The organism is Bradyrhizobium sp. 186, from assembly GCF_023101685.1.
GTDB lineage: Bacteria > Pseudomonadota > Alphaproteobacteria > Rhizobiales > Xanthobacteraceae > Bradyrhizobium.
Map to the genome: position 1 here is coordinate 7,257,557 of NZ_CP082164.1, position 17,961 is coordinate 7,275,517.

Here is a 17,961-nt window from a genome sequence, read left to right on the forward strand (position 1 = left end):
TGTCTCCGCGGATACATTCCTGGATTGCTTCGCTGCGCTCGCAATGACGACGCGGTGAAGCAGTTCGGTCCTCTCGGCTGTCACAGTGCTTGGTCCCTCATCTGCCCTGCGCGCGGCTTACTTCATCGGCCAGATCGCTTCGGCGATCGCGGCCTGCGGCGGGAAGATGGTAACGAACTTGCCGCCGACATATTGCAGCAGCACCGGGTCGGCGTCGTTGTTCTGACCCGTCTCGTCGAACTTGACGCGCTTCCACGGCATGATGGTCTGCTCGCCCGGGATGTCGGTTGCGGCCAGCGCGTCACGGATCTTCTCGCCGTCGGCCGACTTGGCGCGGTTGATCGCGTCGGCCAGGATGATCAGGCCCATGAACTGGCGCGAGGTGAGGTCATTGAAGTCCTTGCCCGATCTCGCCTTGAACATCTCGTTGATCTTGCCGACCATCGGGCGCTTCTGCGCGAGATCGAGCGAGAAGGTCCCGCGCGAGATCACGCCTTCGAGCTTGTCGCCGACGGCATCATAGAGCGCCTTCTCGGAGAAACCGGCGTCCTGCGCCACGATCGCGTTCGGCTTGTAGCCGAGCTCGGCCATGGTCTTGACCAGGAGGATGCCGTCGGTGGTGTAGCTTGAGGGCATCAGCACGTCGGCGTTCGCGGACTTGAGCTGCTGCACCTCGGCCGACAGCGACGGCGAGTTGGCGCGGTACTTGATGTCGGAGACGATCTTGTAACCGCGCTCGCCGGCGATCTTGGCCTGGGCATTGCCGGAGTCGGTGCCGAAGATGGTGTCCTCGTGGAACAGCGACAGTGTGTCGATCTTGGTGCCCTTCTTCTTCAAGGCGTCGAAGAAGTCGAACATCGCGGCCGAGTACATTTCGTCATGCGGGGAGGCACGGAAGTAATATTTGAGGCCGCGGCGATGCAGGCTCGGCGAGGAGTTGTCGGCGGACACGAACGGGATCTGGTAGCGTTCGCAGATCTGGCTGACGGTGACGGCAACCGCGCTCTGATAGGTGCCGATGATGGCGGAGACCTTCTCCTGCGTGATCAGGCGCTCGGCTTCGGCGCGGCCCTTCTGCGGATCGGCTTGGTGGTCGGCGAACACCAGGCGAACTTTTGCGCCGCCGAGGCCCGGCAGGCCCTCGCCCTTTGCCAGCGGCAGGTCGAAATCGGTGTCCTTGTTGATCACCTCGAGCGCGGTCTCATAGGCCTTCTGCGCGTCGATGCCCTGCTGGGCGCTGCCGCCCGAGAACGGATAGATGACGCCGATCACGACTTCCGAAGTCTGCGCGCGTGCCGCCAGCGGCACCAGCGCGGCGGTGGCGGTGGCACCCAACAACACATCGCGGCGAGTGATCGTCATGGCAAAGTCCCCTGTTACTGAATTTCGATTGATCGAATGAAGTGATTGATGGGTGCGGTAAAGCCCGAAGAAGCAGCAAATGCTGCCCACTAAATCACGGCCATGTTCCTGTTCTTGAGATCCGTCACCAGCATCAAGCCCGGCGAATGCGTGATCGCGAACGGCAGCTTGGCGGCATTGATCACCGATTGCGGCGTGACGCCGCAGGCCCAGAACACCGGGATCTCGTCGTCGGCGACAGGCACGGGATCACCGTAGTCGGGCTTGGCGATGTCCTTGATACCGATCAGATGCGGATGGCCGAGATGCACGGGCGCGCCATGCACGGCGGGATAGCGCGAGGTGATCTGCACAGCGCGGATCGCATCCGCCGCCTTGAAAGGGCGCATCGACACCACCATCGGGCCGGCGAATGGACCGGACTCGCCGCACGCGATGTTGGTGCGGTACATCGGCACACGCACGTTCTGCTCGATGTGGCGGATCGGCATGCCCTCGTCGAGCAGAGCCTCTTCGAACGAGAACGAGCACCCGAGCACGAAGGTCACGAGATCGTCGCGCCAATAGCCGGTCACGTCGGTCGGCTCGTCGACCACTTCGCCGTCGCGCCAAACACGGTAGCGCGGCACGTCGGTGCGGATGTCGAGATCGGCGCCGAGCGAGGGAATGTGCGGACTGCCGACATCGGACATGCCGATGATCGGGCACGGTTTCGGATTGAGCTGGCAGAAGCGATGAAAGGCGCTGGCATATTCCGCCGGCAGGATCGCCAGGTTGCCCTGCACGAAGCCGGGGGCGACACCCGCGGTAGAGCCGACCTGGCCGCCGCGATAGGCGAGCCGCGCCCGGCGGCTCGGGAGGACGTCGGGCGTTTCAGTTTGCTGCGCTGCCACCAAAACAGTCATGTGATCGACCTGCCTATAAACTCGACAAAGACAAGCCAACACCAAGCGTGCTATAAAGTCTAATCTTCCTTTCTAATCAATATCGATAAATATCTTTTATCGAAGGGGATATTTCTTCCAATGCTGGACTTCAGGTCGATCGAGACGTTCCTCTGGGTTGTGAAGCTCGGCAGCTTCCGCGGCGCCGCGGCACGGCTCAACACGACCCAGCCCGCGATCTCCCAGCGCATCGCCCAGCTGGAGCGCGAGATGGGGGTGAAGCTCCTCAACCGCGACCATCGGGCGGCCTCGCCGACGCCGAGCGGGCGGCAGATGATGGTCTATGCGGAAAAGCTGATCGGCCTGCGCGCCGCAATGATAGCCGAGATCGGCGATCGCTCCGCGATGCGCGGCGTGATGCGCCTCGGCGTCGCCGAGACCATCGTGCACACCTGGCTGCCGCGGCTGGTCAAGAGCATGAACGAAATCTATCCGAACCTGTCGCTGGAGATCGAGGTCGACATCACACCGAACCTCACCGCGCGCCTGCTCGCGCAGGAGATCGAGCTTGCCTTCGTGGTGGGCCCACTGTCCGCCTCCGGCGTGCACAACCGCGTGCTCGCCGATTATCCGATCGGCTTTCTCGCAAGCCCGTCGCTCGGGCTCGGCAACGGCCCGGTGACGCGGGCGGAGCTCGCGCGGTTTCCGATCATCACCTTCCCGCGCAAGACCAGGCCCTACGAAGTCGTGCGCGAGGTGTTCGACCGGCCGGAGCTGCCGCCGATCCGGCTGCACGCCTCCGCATCGCTCGCCACCGTCATCCACATGGCGGTCGAAGGGCTCGGCGTTGCCGTAATCCCCGATGCCATCGTCGAGAACGAGCTCGCGGACGGGCGGCTGCAACTGCTCGACACCGATCTCGAAATCGCGCCGCTGACATTCACGGCGAGCTGGCTCGCCTCGCCGGATGTCGTGGCGGTGGAGCGCGTCGCCGAGCTTGCACGGCAGATTGCGCAGAGCAGCCTCGCGGTTGACGAGCCCGCGCTGGCGCGTCATTGAAAAAGACGCCGGACAATTTTCACCGTCATTCCGGGATGGTGCGTAATGCATCAGACCCGGAATCTCGAGATTCCGGGTTCGCCCTTCGGGCACCCCGGAATGACAACTGAGAGACTGACCGCATGAGCCGAGCCGCCACCAACCTGCAAATCGATTCCGCCCGCCTCTGGGGCTCCATCCATGACACCGCGCAATTCGGCGCGACACAAAAAGGCGGCGTGCGACGGCTGACGCTGAGTTCCGAAGACAAGCAGGTGCGCGACTGGTTCCGTAGGGCATGCGAGGACGCCGGCCTCGATGTGCATGTCGATGCGCTCGGCTCTCAGTTCGGCCTGCGCAAGGGACGGGACATGTCGAAGCCGCCTGTCGGCATCGGCTCGCATCTCGATACGCAGCCGACCGGGGGCAAGTATGACGGCATCCTGGGAACACTTGGCGCGCTCGAAGTGATCCGCACGCTGAACGATGCCGGCATCGAGACCGAGGCGCCGATCTGCGTCGTCAACTGGACCAACGAGGAAGGCTCGCGCTTCGCGCCGGCGATGATGGCCTCCGCCGCCTATGTCGGCGATTTCACCACCGACGATATCCTGTCGCGCAAGGACGCCGAGGGCACGACCGTCGGCCAGGCGCTCGACGGCATCGGGTATCGCGGCGACAAGCCGGTCGGCTTCCAGAAGCTCGGCTGCTTCGTCGAGCTGCACATCGAGCAAGGTCCGATCCTCGAAGCCGAGGGTAAGACCATCGGCGTGGTCGATTCCGGCCAGGGCGTGTTGTGGTACGACGGCAAGATTTCCGGCTTCGAGAGCCATGCGGGCTCGACGCCGATGCCGCTGCGGCGCGATGCGCTGGCGACACTGTCGGAGATCGTGCTGGCGATGGAGACCATCGCGAAGAAGCACGGGCCGAAGGCGGTCGGCACCATCGGCGAAGCCGTCATCGCAAACCCCTCGCGCAACGTCATTCCCGGCGAGATCGCCTTCACCATGGATTGCCGCAGCGCCGATGGCGCGATCATGGATGCGCTCGATCGCGATTTGCGCGCCGCGATTGCCGAGATCGCCGCGCGCCGCAAGGTCGAGGTGAAGATCGACCTGGTCTGGCGCAAGCCGCCGACGCACTTTGATGCCAAACTCATTGCAGCCGTCGAGAACGCGGCGAAGACGCTCGGCTATTCCTCTCGCCGCATCACCTCCGGCGCCGGCCACGACGCCTGCAACCTCAACACCATCATGCCGGCGGCGATGGTGTTCGTGCCCTGCAAGGACGGCATCAGCCACAACGAGCTGGAAGACGCCACACAGCCCGACTGCGCCGCGGGCGCCAACGTGCTGATGCATACGGTGCTGGCGATCGCCGGCGTCGCGTCCTGACCGGAGAGAGCCATGCGGGGAGTTTTCGCCGACGCCAATGAAGCTCTCGCCGTGATCATGGAGCGGCTGGGGAAGCCGGGCGATCCCAAGGTGCGGATCCACCGCGATCCCGATATCAAGCCAGAACAATACCCTGAAATCCTCGACGGCGCCGAGATCGCGATCGTCGATCACACCGCGCTGCCGACCGAAATTGCGAAAAAGTGCCAGGGCCTGAAGCACGTCGTGTTCCTCGGCACCGGCGCACGCAGCTACATGAATCCGGAGGAGCTGGCCGAGCTCGGCATCTCCGTGCATCTGATCAAGGGCTATGGCGACACGGCCGTGGCGGAATCCGCAATCGCGCTGATGTGGGCCTCCGCGCGCGTCGTTGCGATGATGGACCGCGAGATGCGCGCCGGCAATTGGCTGCGCGAGGACGGCATGCAGCTCACCGGCAAGACGCTCGGCCTCATAGGCTTCGGCGGCATCGCCGCGGAGGTCGCGCGCATTGCGTCCGGCAGCGGCATGAAGGTGATTGCCTGGAATCGCTCGCCGAAGAGCTATCCCGGCGTGGAATTCACCGACCTCAACACGGTACTGGCGACAAGCGACGTGGTGTCGCTGCATCTGCTGCTCAACGACGAAACCCGCGGCATGATCACGCGCGAACAGATTGCGAAGATGAAGCCCGGCGTCATCCTCATCAACACCGCGCGCGCCGCGGTCGTCGATGAGCAGGCGATGATCGACGCGCTGAAATCAGGCCACATCCGCCATGCCGGCCTCGACGTCTTCAACATCGAGCCGCTGCCCGGCGATCACCCGCTGACGAAGCTGCCGAACGTGACGCTGTCGGCGCATTCTGCTTTCCGCACGCCGGAGGCGAGCGAAAATCTGATTGAAGCGGCGTGGGAGCACTGCCGGCGGATTGTAAAAGGATAAGAACAGCAACAATGGCCGAGTATCGCAACATCAAGGCACAGCCGCTCACCAACGTCATTCGCGCGATCGCCAAGGCGGGCGGATCCACGGACCGTGAAGCCGATCTCGTTTCCACCAATCTCGTCGAGGCGAACCTGAAGGGCCACGACTCGCACGGCGTCGGCATGATCCCGCGCTATGCCGAAGCGGTTGTCGAGGGCGGCCTCGCCGTGAACCAGCACGTCAAGATCGTGATGGACACGGGCCCCCTGCTCACGCTCGACGGCCTCACCGGCTACGGCCAAGTGATGGGCCACGAGGCGATGGAGCTGGGTGCCGAGCGTGCCAAGCGCAACGGCGTCTGCGTCGTCGGCCTCTCCAACTCGCACCACATCGGCCGCATCGGCCACTGGGCGGAGCAGTGCATCGACCACGGGCTGGTGTCGATCCACTTCGTCAACGTGATCTCGCGGCCGATCGTCGCGCCCTGGGGCGGCAGCGATGCGCGCCACGGCACCAACCCGTTCTGCGTCGGCATCCCGCGCGCCGGCAAGGAGCCGATCGTGCTTGACTTCGCCACCAGCAAGATCGCGCAGGGCAAGACGCGCGTGGCGTACAACAAGGGCGTCGAGCTGGAACCCGGCACCATCATCGACAACGAGGGACGGCCCACCAACAATCCACGCTACACCGTGATCGCCCCGCACGGCGCTATCCTGCCGTTCGGCGAGCACAAGGGTTCTGGACTGGCGCTGGTGTGCGAACTGCTGGGCGGCGCGCTCTCCGGCGGGGAGGTCGCCAAAGGCCCGGCCGACGGCAAGCGCCGGGTTCTCAACGGCATGCTCTCGATCATCATCGACCCCGCTAAACTGGGCACGGGCGAAAACCTGGCGCGCGAAGTCGAGAGCTTCGTCGCCTGGCACACCGGCTCGCCTCCGGCGCCCGGCGTCGACAAGGTGAAGATCGCCGGCGAGCCGGAGCGCGAGACGAAGAAGAAGCGCTTGGCTGAGGGTATTCCGGTCGATCCGACCACCTGGCAGGAGATTTTGGAGGCCGGGAAGAGGTTTGGGTTGGATCAGGCGGCGATCGAGAAGATCGTGGGGTGATCGGAGATAGGGCCGCTGCGACGTTGCGCTTCCCTTCTCCCCTTGTGGGAGACCTTCCGACGTAAAAAGTGTTGAGAGATCAAAGGCTCGGCGGGTCGGTATCCGCCGAGTGTCAGGAATGGCCTCCCCGCGCCCTATCGCTTGGCCCGGTCGTACCATTTTCACTGGTCGATTTGATTAGCCTCTCCGCGTAGAGTAGCTCGAATTGTCGCAGCCATAGCATCTTCAGCTTTCTTGAGATCACTTGGGTCCCAAAGGATTGTCAGCATATGGTTCGTATCGAAATGCGTCCTCGATTGTTCCCACGCACCGATTTCGCAGGTGTAAATGACCGGGATTCCGCGTCCCTCGGCAAAGCCCGCCTCCCAATATGCTCCGTGGCTGCCATGGGTTAGGTCCGCAACGACAAATCTGGCGGATAAGAGAGCCGCTCGAATTTTGTCGTCTATCAATCCTGCCGCCTGCTGATCTGTAAGAGTTCGAAGCTCAAACCCTGTTCGAGCGACCGCCGGTTTGAAGCATTCCTGAACGGCTTGATCGAGCGATGCGTCGTTGAACTTCAAAGCCATAAAGGCTGTGCGGCTCTCGACCCGCTGCTCCTTTAAGTGCTCATATCTCTCCCAACCTTCCATCGTAAGCTGCAAGCGCACCTTTCCGCCTGCTCCATCGATGAGGCGGTAGAGCCCTTTCGGCTCCAGTTGCGAGTGTAGCCAGCCCCAACCTTGTGAGTCGCCGCCGGACGACAAAGCGATTCCGATCGTCGCGGCCACGATGGAAGCAGTGGCTTCGGCCCAAGCCGATGGAGTTTCTTGATTGTCCCCAACCCAAACGATGAAATTATCTGCTTGTTCGATAGGCGTCGGGAGTCGCGCCTCGCTCCAGAAACTCGGTAGTTCTTCGCTACGGATAACGCGAAGATGCTTGTTCTCCGGAAGTTGCATCCTGCGGAGCGTGTAGCTCATCAGTGATCGGCGCAGCGAGACTTCGCCTAGCCGTGTCTCCAGAGTGGTCTCCGCGCTGCCAGACAGTATAAACACACCACACCTTGGACAGTCAAAGCGCGCAAAGTCTCCCTCACCAGCTTGGCGGGATGCGTTCGGTGTGTTGCAGACAATACAATTCGGCATGGTCATCAGGCGGCGCTTTAAGCCGCGCTCTCGTTCGGTTTCACTTTTGCAGGGTCATACTCCTGCCGGGTAATCCATTTTGCGTGTTCGGTAGAGACGAGTGCCTCGACCCTTTCGACCAGCGCCTTCATCGCTCGTGCGTCGTCCATCCCGTCATACGATCCCGATCTTGCTAGATAAGAGTATTTTTCATGGCGTAACGCTTCGCATGTCGAGCGATACGTGATCCAGTTGTGTTGCCATTGGTTGAGTTGCTGCAGGCCCTCTAGAACAACTGCACCAGCACCTATCAACGCGGTGATCCTGGCATCTGCTAGAAGGGCGGTAATCGGGACAAGCCCGCTAAGCACAAACTCGCACAGTTTGATGTTCTTAAACCAGCGCTGCGCGTTTACCGACTTTCCATCGTACCACCGAATTTGCTGTTCCAGACGCTGGTAGCCAGAGTTCGGTTGGTCATCGGGAGTTGCTGTCATTTTGCGTTGATCAAATTGGCGAGACGATTGTGGTCCCAGAGATACCACGGCAAGCTCAATTGCCGTGCGAGCGCGGGCAGCGTCAACGTACTCGGTCCGCCGGCTAATCCCATGAAGATGAGCTTGTTGCCCTTTCCGAAACTCTCCTCAAGTTCCCAATCAACCCATCTACTGGTATGAGTGAGATCGCTGACCATGCACACGGTCACCGACGTGCGCGCAATCCTCTCTCTAATCTTTGACTTGATATATCTTGAATCCTCGCTGTCGATAGCCGTTCGCACAGACTCGTCGTAGAACTCAATATCGAACCTGTCGTTTGCTGCCAGCAGGCGAAGCCCGTTCACCTGAGCTTTGTCCTCGTGCCTAAAACTGAGAAAAACCCTTTTCATAACCCCCCAGAGAAAAGAACTAACTAGTCAATCGCAACCTCCGGGCGAGGGCAACGGCCAAATTCTCGCTCGGACAACTGAGTTGTGAGTAACGCAGGGGACGACCTGTCCCGACAGGGGCCGGCTCGTGCCGTGTGATACGGAAGTTGCCCCTGAGAGGGCAAGATGTGGGGCAGCCGCCTTGATTTGGCCCACCACGCAGCCGGTGGTCCGACATGTTCGCCCGGGTCGGCATCTTGCGGGCTTCTAATGCCCATCTGTCAGCCGAAAGGTCCGGCGCCAACAGAAATCATCGCATTTAGCGCCTCCGCTAATGCGCAATCGATCGACCCGTCCATCGTGACTTCGACGCTCGGGCGTATCGAAAGAGCATCTACAAGTCGGCCCGACCTTGACCCGGTACTCCTAAAATACGGCGGGCTCGGTGATGATGTGCTCGGCGATCAAGTAAGCCTTCGGCATAGCCGCTCTCCCGCATGGTCTCCTGGTCAGAAGCCTATCACGGATCGGCAAGTCACCGAATGCGACGAGTGGATGACCAAATCCATCCGGACGCAAGGCCAGGGCCGAGCGGGCGGGCGGCTCATATGGCGAAACCGCCAGTGGAAACCCTATCCGACTTCGAACATCGACTGGACGATCTGCTTTTCGCGTTGATACTACGCCAGAGGTGATTTGGAACAGCCCGGTCAGCGCGAAGCTGGCCGGGTCTTAAATTTTGCGCCACCGAGCCGTCTGCCCCAACTTCGCCAATTGTTGGCGCTCGATTGGAGCACGGAGGCCGCCGACCTGACCCGGACGGCTTCAAGGCGCTTTGGCGCCGCAGGCATGGCAAGGCAAGGCGACAACGCAACGCAATGATGTCGACCTTGCTAGGCTCTTCATGGCGAGCATGGTCAGGGCCTAGAGCCGCAAGGTCTCCCTCAAAACCGATGGAGACCACAATGGAAGAAGAACTACAGGAGCATTTCGTCACAGTATTGAGACAGTGCGTCGATAACGGGATGAAGTTGCCCTTCATTGTTTGCGCCATCAGCCCGAATGGAAGCGCGCTGGTGATGCGGATCAACGATGGGCGCGGACCGGACACTCTGGCACAGCACTTTGAGGATTACGCCTTCAAAACGCCCGTCCACATCACGGTGGTTGACCATCACGGCGAGGCGGCGCGAGTAGTGATCACAGGTGGCGCGATCAGCTATCAGTAGACTGTCTTCTAGCAAACATGAAACCCGGTCAGCACATCGCTGGCCGGGTTTTGTATTTTGAAACACGCTGAAACGCGCCATTTGGCTGCTGGTGTGTTACCGGGGCACGGCCAGTCCCTCGCGTAAACGCATGGACGGGCGGCCCCGGCCGAGTAAGACAAAGGGCCGAGCGACGGGCTGGTCTTACGGCGGAATCCCGCGAATGTGGTCAGAAAGCAAAATGGCCGCAGATTGCTCTGCGGCCCACCGAAATGAAGTATCTTTCCGTACTGAAATGGTCTGCCCCGGCGCGAACTGCGTTGTAGCGCGAATGGCGTTGCAATGTGATCCGTGCGTCTACGGTACGTCGAAGGTCGCATGAACGCCGGCGCTGCCGGTTCCTGCATTTGAAACCGTGCTCACCTGACGGCCACCTCACTTGAGGGCAGCACCGCATTTGCACGGGCAGCCAAGATTAACCTAATCTTAGAGTTGTGCAGATGATCTGCGTCTTATGAACATCGAGGGAGAGGTTCCCCCCCATGCTCAAAGGCGGAACTTATGCGGCGTGGTTCAAGACGCCGCTGGGCCAAGGCACCGGCATTGTCCATGTCGCAGACGGCAAAATCTGGGGCGGTGATAGCATCATGAGCTATAGCGGTTCTTGTGAAGTCGATGGAGATCGGTTCACCGCGACCGTAACGCTCAAGAGGCACACCGAAGGACACGCGACGGTCTTTGGTGCCGATGACCTTACGCTTCGGCTTGAGGGAACGTGCCCCGGCAAGATAGCTCGATATGTCGGCACAGCCGAACAGGTCCCCGGCGTGCTCCTTGAGGGCACGCTCATCCTGAGCGAACAAGCGCCGCTTCGACGTGAGGCGCAAAGAATGACATATTTCATCGCCGCCGATCGATACGCTAAGTTGCTCAGTGCGGAACAGAGGCTCAGTTCCGGAAACTCCCATATTCGCACGGCAGCGGTCCTTTACCTAGCTTTAGGCAAACCGGCTCTCTACCGTAGGTAACCACAGCGGACGAGGGAAACCCGATGTTCAAGGACGGAACATACTCCGCATGGTTCAAGACCTCACTTGGCGAAGGTACAGGCATCGTTCACTTCGCAGACGGCATGCTCTGGGGTCGCGACAGCATCATCAGCTATGGCGGCTCCTATCAAGTGGACGGCGATCGATTTGCCGCAACGGTGACAACCAAGAGACATGCCGCAGGCCATCCGACTGTGTTCGGCATTGACGAGATCGACTACAACTCGTGGAAATAGCCAAGGGCACTATCGTGACGTGCCAAGGGACGACCGATGCAGCACCGGGAATGGTCTTAGAGGTGACGCTCATTTTCAACCAAGGCTCATCAGCCGCGCGGGATACGGCGCGACCGGCGGTGAAATTCGACCCGAGCAAACTGCCAAGACTGCCGAAGCGTTTCCCAAGCCGCTGAGCGAGAACACTCGCACCGGACGCCGACCGATCGGCACAGCGCTTTAACCGACGATCCGGTACGCCTCTTGGCACGCCTCCGTCGAGGGCCTGCGATCGGCTTTAGCCGGTCGAGCGCGCGCCTCGCCGATGCAGGCGAACATCGTTGGGCCGCCAAGAGCGGCCATCGTGGGCAAGTATTCATTGCGCGATATATCGCGCACCCCACGGCACCGCTCCTGATTGCCTTTCACGCCCGTATCGAGCCGGGCCAAGCGACCACTTGCCCTGACATAACAAGCCGGTTGCGTCCACCCTCTTTGGCGGCGTAGAGCGCCCTATCCGCAGCCCCTATCAACGACGCGCAATCCGCCTTATCGGCGGCCGCCATTTGTGTCGCGCCGCCGATACTCAGGGTGACCTGCCTGGATGGCGGGTTGAGCGTGTGCAGGATGCCGAGTTCCTGAATCGCTTGCTGGACTCGTTCGCCGACCTGCTCGCAACCCCTTGCATCGGTGTTCGGTAACAGCAAGGCGAATTCCTCTCCACCATACCGAGCCGCCACATCAGCGGGTCGTCTGGCCTGCTCCACTAAAACTCTGGCGATTGAACGAAGGCACGCATCGCCTGCCTGATGCCCATATTGGTCATTGAATCTCTTGAAATGATCGGCGTCCATCAGCAACAGCGACAACGGCGCTCCCTCGCGCCTCGCCCGGTCCCATTCCTCCTCTAGCCGCTCGTCGAAATGTCTGCGGTTCGCCAACGCCGTCAGGCCATCCGAAATGGCGAGAGCCGCCAGCTTATCCTGCAGATCCTTATGTTCGGTCATGTCGCGCGAGATTGCCACCACGCCGTTTATGTCACCACTTTCCGGACTCCTGGTAACGCGCAGCGCGGTTTCGATCCAGATCTCTCCCTTCTCGCGATGACGAGTGCGATAGATGATCCTCGCCTCTTCGGCTTCGCCGTTCCTCAACGCGGAGATCGTTTGCTGAACCCGTGGCAGGTCCACGGCATCTATGCCGGCGAGAGCCGACGTATCCACCAATTGGTTCGGAGCCCAGCCAAGAATTCGTGTACTGGATGGCGACGCATAAAGGATTCGTCCATCAACCCCTATGCGCATGACCATGTCTCCCGAGTGCTCCGCGAGGAGGCGAAAATCCGCTTCCTTGGCGAGCAGGGCAGCCGACATCCTTTGCCGTTGGTGCAACTGACGCACCAGCAAGAGACCCGCAACAGCAAGCCCCCCTGCCAGACCCAGCACCACAGCTATGCGTGTCACCGCGGCTTTACGCCAGGGCGCCAAGACGTCGTCTTGCGATTCTGTGGCAACCACGATGACGGGGTAGCGACTGCTCAGTTGATAAAAGCTCAGACGCTGAACGCCGTCGAGAGGCGATTTGAAATAATAGGAGCCTGTAGCTGGCCACTCACGGAGATGCTTGAAAAGCGGCGCATTAGACAGGTCACGGCCTGTATAGCCGTTATCCGGACTACGTGCGAGGACAATGCCGTCTGCACTCGCTAGAGCGATTGAACCGTTCTGGCCCACGTCGAACCGGCCATAAAATTGTAAAAAATAGTCAACATCGATCGTCGTAAGGGCGACCCCGGCAAAGCTGCCGTCAGGATGATTGAAACGCCTTGACGCGGTGATGATCCATTGCCCGCCCGGTCTACTCTTCACCGGATGGCCAATAAAAGTTCCCCGATCAGTCGAGGCACGATGATGCTGGAAATATTCGCGGTCGCTGTTGCTGAGACCGGCGAAATTCACAGGCTCGCTGGTCGCGAGCCAGCGGCCGGTTTCGTCATAGACGAATACGCCGCGGATCCGGTTCGCGGCTTTGCGGCGAGTAAGAAAAGTCTGAATCTTGGCGATCGCCGCGGGGCCGGTTCCCTCCAGTTCGAGTTGGCCGACCAGCACGTTGAGAACGGTGTCCGTGAGTTCGAACGTATCGTCCGCTTGTTGCGTCAGCGATCGGGCCAGATTGGCCATGTCCGTTTCGGCGCTCTTCAGCTCCGTTAGTCGCGAGGACCACTCCCGCCAACCGCTGAGTACGACAATCGCCATGCAAGCGGTTGCCACGAAAGCCGAGGCCCAGAACGTCAAACGCCCATGGCGAAGATCACTGCGGTGGTCGATCAAGAAATGCTTCCTCCACCCTTGGAACCTTTACACGCCTCGGGTTAAGGCACGGTTGCTCCTTTCGGTTGACGTTTGTGGCAGAGCACCAGAAGGAGAGTGACCACGTCGATTGACGCTAGAATGCCCCTCGATACCTGATGGATGCTCGGACAGTAGGAGAACAGTCACAGCATCAAGTCAGCTTGATGGCCTAGAGAGCACCGTGCCGGCCACTCGGCCAAACCTAGGTCCGGTGAACCCAGGTTCGGTGAAAGTTGTCGGATGCACGCTTCGAACTCCGGCAAGGTGTACCAAATCGTCGGTCGGCGGTCGGGGTCGAATGACCAGGCTCTCCGCCGGTAAACGCTCGGCCGGCGACACGGGTTTCGCGCCGCCTGTGATCAAGATCGGCAACGGGGTGTGCATGAGCCAGATGTTCTTAAGCATCGCCCTGTTCACCGAATAGGCGACAGCATTGTTCTTCCTCAGAAAGGCACCGGTAAACAGCTTCCGGATCAGTAGGTCTCGCTCGATCGACGGCGGCAAGTTGAACTGCACCCCGACGAGTTGCCCCCTTTGTTGCATGACGGTCGCGTCGATCCAGCCTACTTGCGCGACATGGACGTGCAGCAATGCTCCACGGCAAAGAGAGTTGACACCGCAATCGAGAAGTATGCCAGCGCCGGAGAGAGATACGTCCTTGACCCGACCGGACAGCCGCTCCCCGGTCTCGGTCCTGATCAAGATCGGCTCGTCGATCACGACGCGTTCCTCGGTACGAGGCATGCGCGCCTGGAGCGAGGTCATGCAAACGAAAAAGAGCACCACAATGTTCACCACAGACCAGAAGGCGACCATTGGCAATGCGGCCGGATGATCGATCACCCGCCATTCCGGGATCGTGTTCACGACCAGACCGACAACCGTCAACGCCATCAGCGTCGCCGACGGCCAGAATATCTCCGCGGCGTAGCTTGCGCACCGCGCGGCAGCCCCCTTGGGCGTCACCCTAAACGCATGTCCCTTCGGCTTAACGAGAGTCCCGAGCACCGTCGGCAGAATTTTGAAGCTCTGGATCGTCGCCGACACCTGAGCGGCGAGCGGAAAGTGCATGTGCGGCGCAAACCAGGAGATGCCGCCGTTGAGCGCCAGGATCGCGGGGAACAAGTAATAGAAGACCGACTCAGGGGTGACGTCGACGACAGGCGCTAGCCCAGTCCACATGAACACGATCGGAACCACTACGACCATGAGCGCCCGCAAGCCCAATGAGAGCCAATGGGTCGGAAAGAACAGGAGCCGATGCATCAAGCCCAGTCCGGGGCCGAGCGGGCCGGCGGCGAGATACAGAGTCTGGATCGCGCCACGCGCCCAGCGTTGGCGTTGCACGAAAAACGCGCCAAGGCTTTCTGGCGCCAATCCAATTGCCAGGGGCTCGTGAAGATAACGGGTGATGTACCCTTTGCGTAGCAGGACCAGCGTCAGCAGGATGTCTTCGGTAATGGACTGGGTTGGCAAGGCATCCCCAACCACGCGAAGTGCTGCACGACGAGTGACCGAGTTGGAACCACAACAAAAGGCACCATCCCAGCCATCGCGCGCGGGCATGATGGAATCGAAGAAGAAGCGCTGCTCGTCCGGCAGTCCCCTGTGCAGGCCGAGATTCGCCTGCATCGGGTCCTCATTGTAGAAGGTATGAGGGGTCTGAACGATCCCGATCTTTGGATCGGCAAAGAAGCCGATTGTGCGCATCAGGAAATTGTGCTGCGGCACGAAATCCGCATCGAAGATCGCGAAGAACTCGCCATTTGTCTTCGTGAGGGCGTGATTGATATTGCCGGCCTTGGCATTCGCGTGGTCAGCGCGCGTGAGGTAGCCTGCACCCTTGTGCTCGCAGAGTTCCTTGAGCCAAGGCCTGCGACCATCATCCAAAACCCAGACCTGGAAGTTAGGATAGTCCAGGCACAGTGCACCCGTGACGGTCTTTTCCAGCACCTCGAGTGGCTCGTCGTAGGTGGGAATAAAGACATCGACCGAGGGCAGCGCATCGTCCGGCTGACCACGAAGCCGACGTTCGTGCTGATCGGCTTCGTTGCGGCGATCGGTTCTGCGAAGGAACGTCAGATAGAGAATGAACTGATCTGTGAAGGTCAGAAGCTCGACGAAGAGACAGAACCAGATCCAGCCGACCTGATACCAGGTCCCGCTTGCCGGCAGCACGGTGGTGAAAATACGCCATTCGAGATAGCGGGCGACCACAAGCCAAACCGCGATAAAGACCGCGACGCGCGCCCAAAGGCGCGCGACTGGAAAGGTCGGCGCCAACAGGTACATCGCCGCAAAGATGCCCAGCATCGGCGCGAACAGTTGAGAGAGAGGCAGAGTCATGGCCTGCATGGAACATCTCGCTCACAGGGACGACTGGTCGAACTCCAGGCGAGCGGTCAGCCATTTCAACTTCGAGCTGACCAATCGTAGCAGGCCGTCGGCTCTGCGCTCGAAGCGCACCTCAGCCAACCGTCCGATATCGCAGGAGCCGTTGCGGTCGGCCGACGTCTCATTGGGCGAAAGCGATATCTCAACGGTAATGTTGCCCGGATCAGGCCGTGGCACCCGAGCCGCAAGCAGCCGATCATCGCCGTACGCTGCCGATCCGCGGACTTGCCGGATCTGGCCGATCTTCCATTCGCGACTCCCAATCAGGCGGACGGTAGCCGCATCTCCGGCCTTGATCTTCTCGAAATCGCGCTCGGGTAGTTCAACAACGATAAACCGACGCTCGCAATCTGCAAAATCGAAGACCGATTGCCCTTCCGTGACCATCGAGCCAGGGCTGGCCGCGACCGACCAGACCACATGGGCTGCGGGCAAAGCCAGATCGTAGTGATCGAGACGATCAAGTCGAGTGCGTTCCTCGGCGATTTCCGCGGCCAGCTGCGCGGCACGCGAGCTGTTCTGCAACAGGTCTGTCTCGAGCTCCTGGCGGCGGAGGACAAGCCGCTCGCGCTGCTGCTGAGAATAGGGCACGTCATTGGCATCGCCACGAAGATAAAGACCCTTCTCGGCCGCCCCCAACTCGGTCTTGAGGCGCTGCAGGCGTTGATCGGCCATCTGGCACCGCGTTGCGGTTGCCTCCTGGGAAGCTTGAGCCTCAGCGGAGCGAATCTGCGAACTGATGCCGAGCTTCACGAGCCTCTCCATCCGGCCCGCGACATCGTTCCGCTGCCGCGCCTCGGCGAGACAGCCGCCTTTTTCAACTTCCGTTTCGCCGATCTCGTGGCTCAGGCGCGCGACCATCCCCAAACGATAGTCCTCGCTGCGGTCGCGGAGCTTGCGATCGAGCTCGGCGATTTCCTCGAGTTGCCGGCGTGCGAGCTCGGCGCGTTTGGTGGACATGGCAAGCTGCTGATCAAGGTCCATGAGGTGCCGGCGATCCGGCGAACGCGCCTCGACCAGCGGCACCACCCGGGTGCGCTGGAAATATTCACCCTTGCGTGGAAGGTCTGACGAGAGCTGACCCGCAAACGGTGCCGTCACCCGCATGAGCTCGGCATTGACGAATGCGGAGGGAGCGATCCGATAGGTCACATACGGCAGCAGAGCCCATCCGCTCAGAGCGATGATCCCGAGCGCCAGGGAGCGACGGACAATCCGGCTACGAATGAAACGTTCGATATGCAAGCGAACCACGACTAGATCTCCAATGGGCTTTGAATCGCTGAGTCTGACCCAGTGAACGCTCACAGGCGTTCGCCGCAGGTCCCGCGTTGGTGCGAATCTGCGCCCTCGAAGGCATGGAGTTGCCACTCCAAATCAGGGCTCGCCGCAACGGCAAATCCGGGCTCGCAACCGAGAGACGTTCGGTCGAGCTTTCACCACATTGAATTGCGCACTGTCAAAACCGGAAGAGTACGGTCCCGGAAGAGGGATCAAGATGCAAACTCGTTCCGACTTGAAGTCAGCGCGTCGTTTGCGCCTCGTCGAGCAACGTGAGGCCACGCAAAGCCGAGCACGAAGGAAACCGGAACCTTCAAATTAATCGCATGGCCAAGGCACCCGGCATCGTTCACGTCGCCGACGGTCAATCAGGGGTCGTGACAGGCGTCATGAGCTACATCGGCTCCTGCCAAGCCGATGGCGACCGACTCACCGCGACCGTAACGACCAAGAGACCATACTGAAGGGCAGTCCACCGTATTCGGCAACGACGCCGAACTGGAGCTAAAGCTCACTGGCACATGTATCCGGCAGGATCGCCACTTACGTCTTACGTCGGCACGGCTGAGCAGTTCCCGGGAGGCGATCCCCCGTGCCTAGGGCGAACGAGCCGATGCCAAAATTCGATCCCGCTAAACTCCCGAAACTGCCAAAGCGCTTCCGCTGATTGGATTGTGAGCCAGCGCGCGCTGACGGTGGCCGTAGTCTTACGGTCTGGGAACCTTGACCTTGCTCAAGCCGGCGCCCCGGTTGCCGGTTAAGTCTCGCTCAGTTGCGAAAATTTGGAGCGCAACAAGGGGGG

The 17,961-nt window shown here is 60.8% G+C and carries 14 protein-coding genes and 1 pseudogene; 7 read left to right on the forward strand and 8 right to left on the reverse strand.

The window, feature by feature from the left end; genetic code table 11:
• Nucleotides 1–117: 117 nt before the first annotated feature.
• Together IVB18_RS35050 and IVB18_RS35055 are read right to left on the reverse strand one after the other, a co-directional pair.
• Nucleotides 118–1,362 (reverse strand): ABC transporter substrate-binding protein, encoded by a 1,245-nt coding sequence (locus IVB18_RS35050; RefSeq protein WP_247984867.1) that lies wholly within the window; start codon nt 1,360–1,362, stop codon nt 118–120.
• Nucleotides 1,363–1,451: 89 nt separating this feature from the next.
• Nucleotides 1,452–2,267, reverse strand: a complete 816-nt coding sequence (locus tag IVB18_RS35055; protein WP_247984868.1) for a putative hydro-lyase — start codon at nt 2,265–2,267, stop codon at nt 1,452–1,454.
• A gap of 120 nt (nt 2,268–2,387) precedes the next feature.
• On the opposite strand from IVB18_RS35055, the gene IVB18_RS35060 reads away from it, so the two are divergent.
• From IVB18_RS35060 to IVB18_RS35075, 4 genes are all read left to right on the forward strand, one after another.
• Complete coding sequence (locus IVB18_RS35060) at nt 2,388–3,305, forward strand: LysR family transcriptional regulator (RefSeq protein ID WP_247984869.1); 918 nt, start codon at nt 2,388–2,390, stop codon at nt 3,303–3,305.
• Nucleotides 3,306–3,427: 122 nt separating this feature from the next.
• Nucleotides 3,428–4,678, forward strand: coding sequence for a Zn-dependent hydrolase (locus tag IVB18_RS35065; protein WP_247984870.1), 1,251 nt, complete (start codon nt 3,428–3,430; stop codon nt 4,676–4,678).
• A gap of 12 nt (nt 4,679–4,690) precedes the next feature.
• Nucleotides 4,691–5,602, forward strand: coding sequence for an NAD(P)-dependent oxidoreductase (locus IVB18_RS35070; RefSeq protein WP_247984871.1), 912 nt, complete (start codon nt 4,691–4,693; stop codon nt 5,600–5,602).
• An 11-nt stretch (nt 5,603–5,613) separates the two neighbouring features.
• The gene (locus IVB18_RS35075; protein ID WP_247984872.1) at nt 5,614–6,687 is read left to right on the forward strand and encodes a malate/lactate/ureidoglycolate dehydrogenase; all 1,074 of its coding nucleotides are present in this window, start codon (nt 5,614–5,616) and stop codon (nt 6,685–6,687) included.
• Between the two features lie 161 nt (nt 6,688–6,848).
• On the opposite strand, the gene IVB18_RS35080 is transcribed toward IVB18_RS35075, so the two are convergent.
• The 3 genes from IVB18_RS35080 to IVB18_RS35090 all read right to left on the reverse strand — a co-directional run bounded on the left by IVB18_RS35080 (nt 6,849) and on the right by IVB18_RS35090 (nt 8,682).
• Complete coding sequence (locus tag IVB18_RS35080) at nt 6,849–7,649, reverse strand: hypothetical protein (RefSeq protein WP_247984873.1); 801 nt, start codon at nt 7,647–7,649, stop codon at nt 6,849–6,851.
• 182 nt (nt 7,650–7,831) lie between these two features.
• Nucleotides 7,832–8,290, reverse strand: a complete 459-nt coding sequence (locus IVB18_RS35085) for a DUF4231 domain-containing protein (RefSeq protein WP_247984874.1) — start codon at nt 8,288–8,290, stop codon at nt 7,832–7,834.
• Nucleotides 8,287–8,682: a TIR domain-containing protein gene (locus IVB18_RS35090; protein ID WP_256476512.1), complete on the reverse strand. Its 396-nt coding sequence runs from the start codon at nt 8,680–8,682 to the stop codon at nt 8,287–8,289. The genes IVB18_RS35085 and IVB18_RS35090 overlap by 4 nt, the downstream gene beginning before the upstream one ends.
• Before the next feature lie 944 nt (nt 8,683–9,626).
• Between IVB18_RS35090 and IVB18_RS35095 the strand changes: the two genes are divergently transcribed.
• The 3 genes and pseudogenes from IVB18_RS35095 to IVB18_RS35105 all read left to right on the forward strand — a co-directional run bounded on the left by IVB18_RS35095 (nt 9,627) and on the right by IVB18_RS35105 (nt 11,154).
• Complete coding sequence (locus IVB18_RS35095; protein WP_247984876.1) at nt 9,627–9,890, forward strand: hypothetical protein; 264 nt, start codon at nt 9,627–9,629, stop codon at nt 9,888–9,890.
• 521 nt (nt 9,891–10,411) lie between these two features.
• A pseudogene (locus tag IVB18_RS35100) lies at nt 10,412–10,732 on the forward strand (hypothetical protein); the annotation flags it as partial.
• 188 nt (nt 10,733–10,920) lie between these two features.
• Nucleotides 10,921–11,154 (forward strand): hypothetical protein, encoded by a 234-nt coding sequence (locus tag IVB18_RS35105; RefSeq protein WP_247984878.1) that lies wholly within the window; start codon nt 10,921–10,923, stop codon nt 11,152–11,154.
• Nucleotides 11,155–11,558: 404 nt separating this feature from the next.
• On the opposite strand, the gene IVB18_RS35110 is transcribed toward IVB18_RS35105, so the two are convergent.
• From IVB18_RS35110 to IVB18_RS35120, 3 genes are all read right to left on the reverse strand, one after another.
• Nucleotides 11,559–13,388, reverse strand: coding sequence for a diguanylate cyclase (locus IVB18_RS35110; RefSeq protein WP_247991801.1), 1,830 nt, complete (start codon nt 13,386–13,388; stop codon nt 11,559–11,561).
• A 252-nt stretch (nt 13,389–13,640) separates the two neighbouring features.
• Nucleotides 13,641–15,839 (reverse strand): glycosyltransferase family 2 protein, encoded by a 2,199-nt coding sequence (locus IVB18_RS35115; protein ID WP_247984879.1) that lies wholly within the window; start codon nt 15,837–15,839, stop codon nt 13,641–13,643.
• A gap of 12 nt (nt 15,840–15,851) precedes the next feature.
• On the reverse strand, nt 15,852–17,123 hold the full coding sequence (locus tag IVB18_RS35120) for an HlyD family secretion protein (RefSeq protein ID WP_247984880.1): 1,272 nt from the start codon (nt 17,121–17,123) through the stop codon (nt 15,852–15,854).
• Between the last annotated feature and the right edge of the window lie 838 nt (nt 17,124–17,961).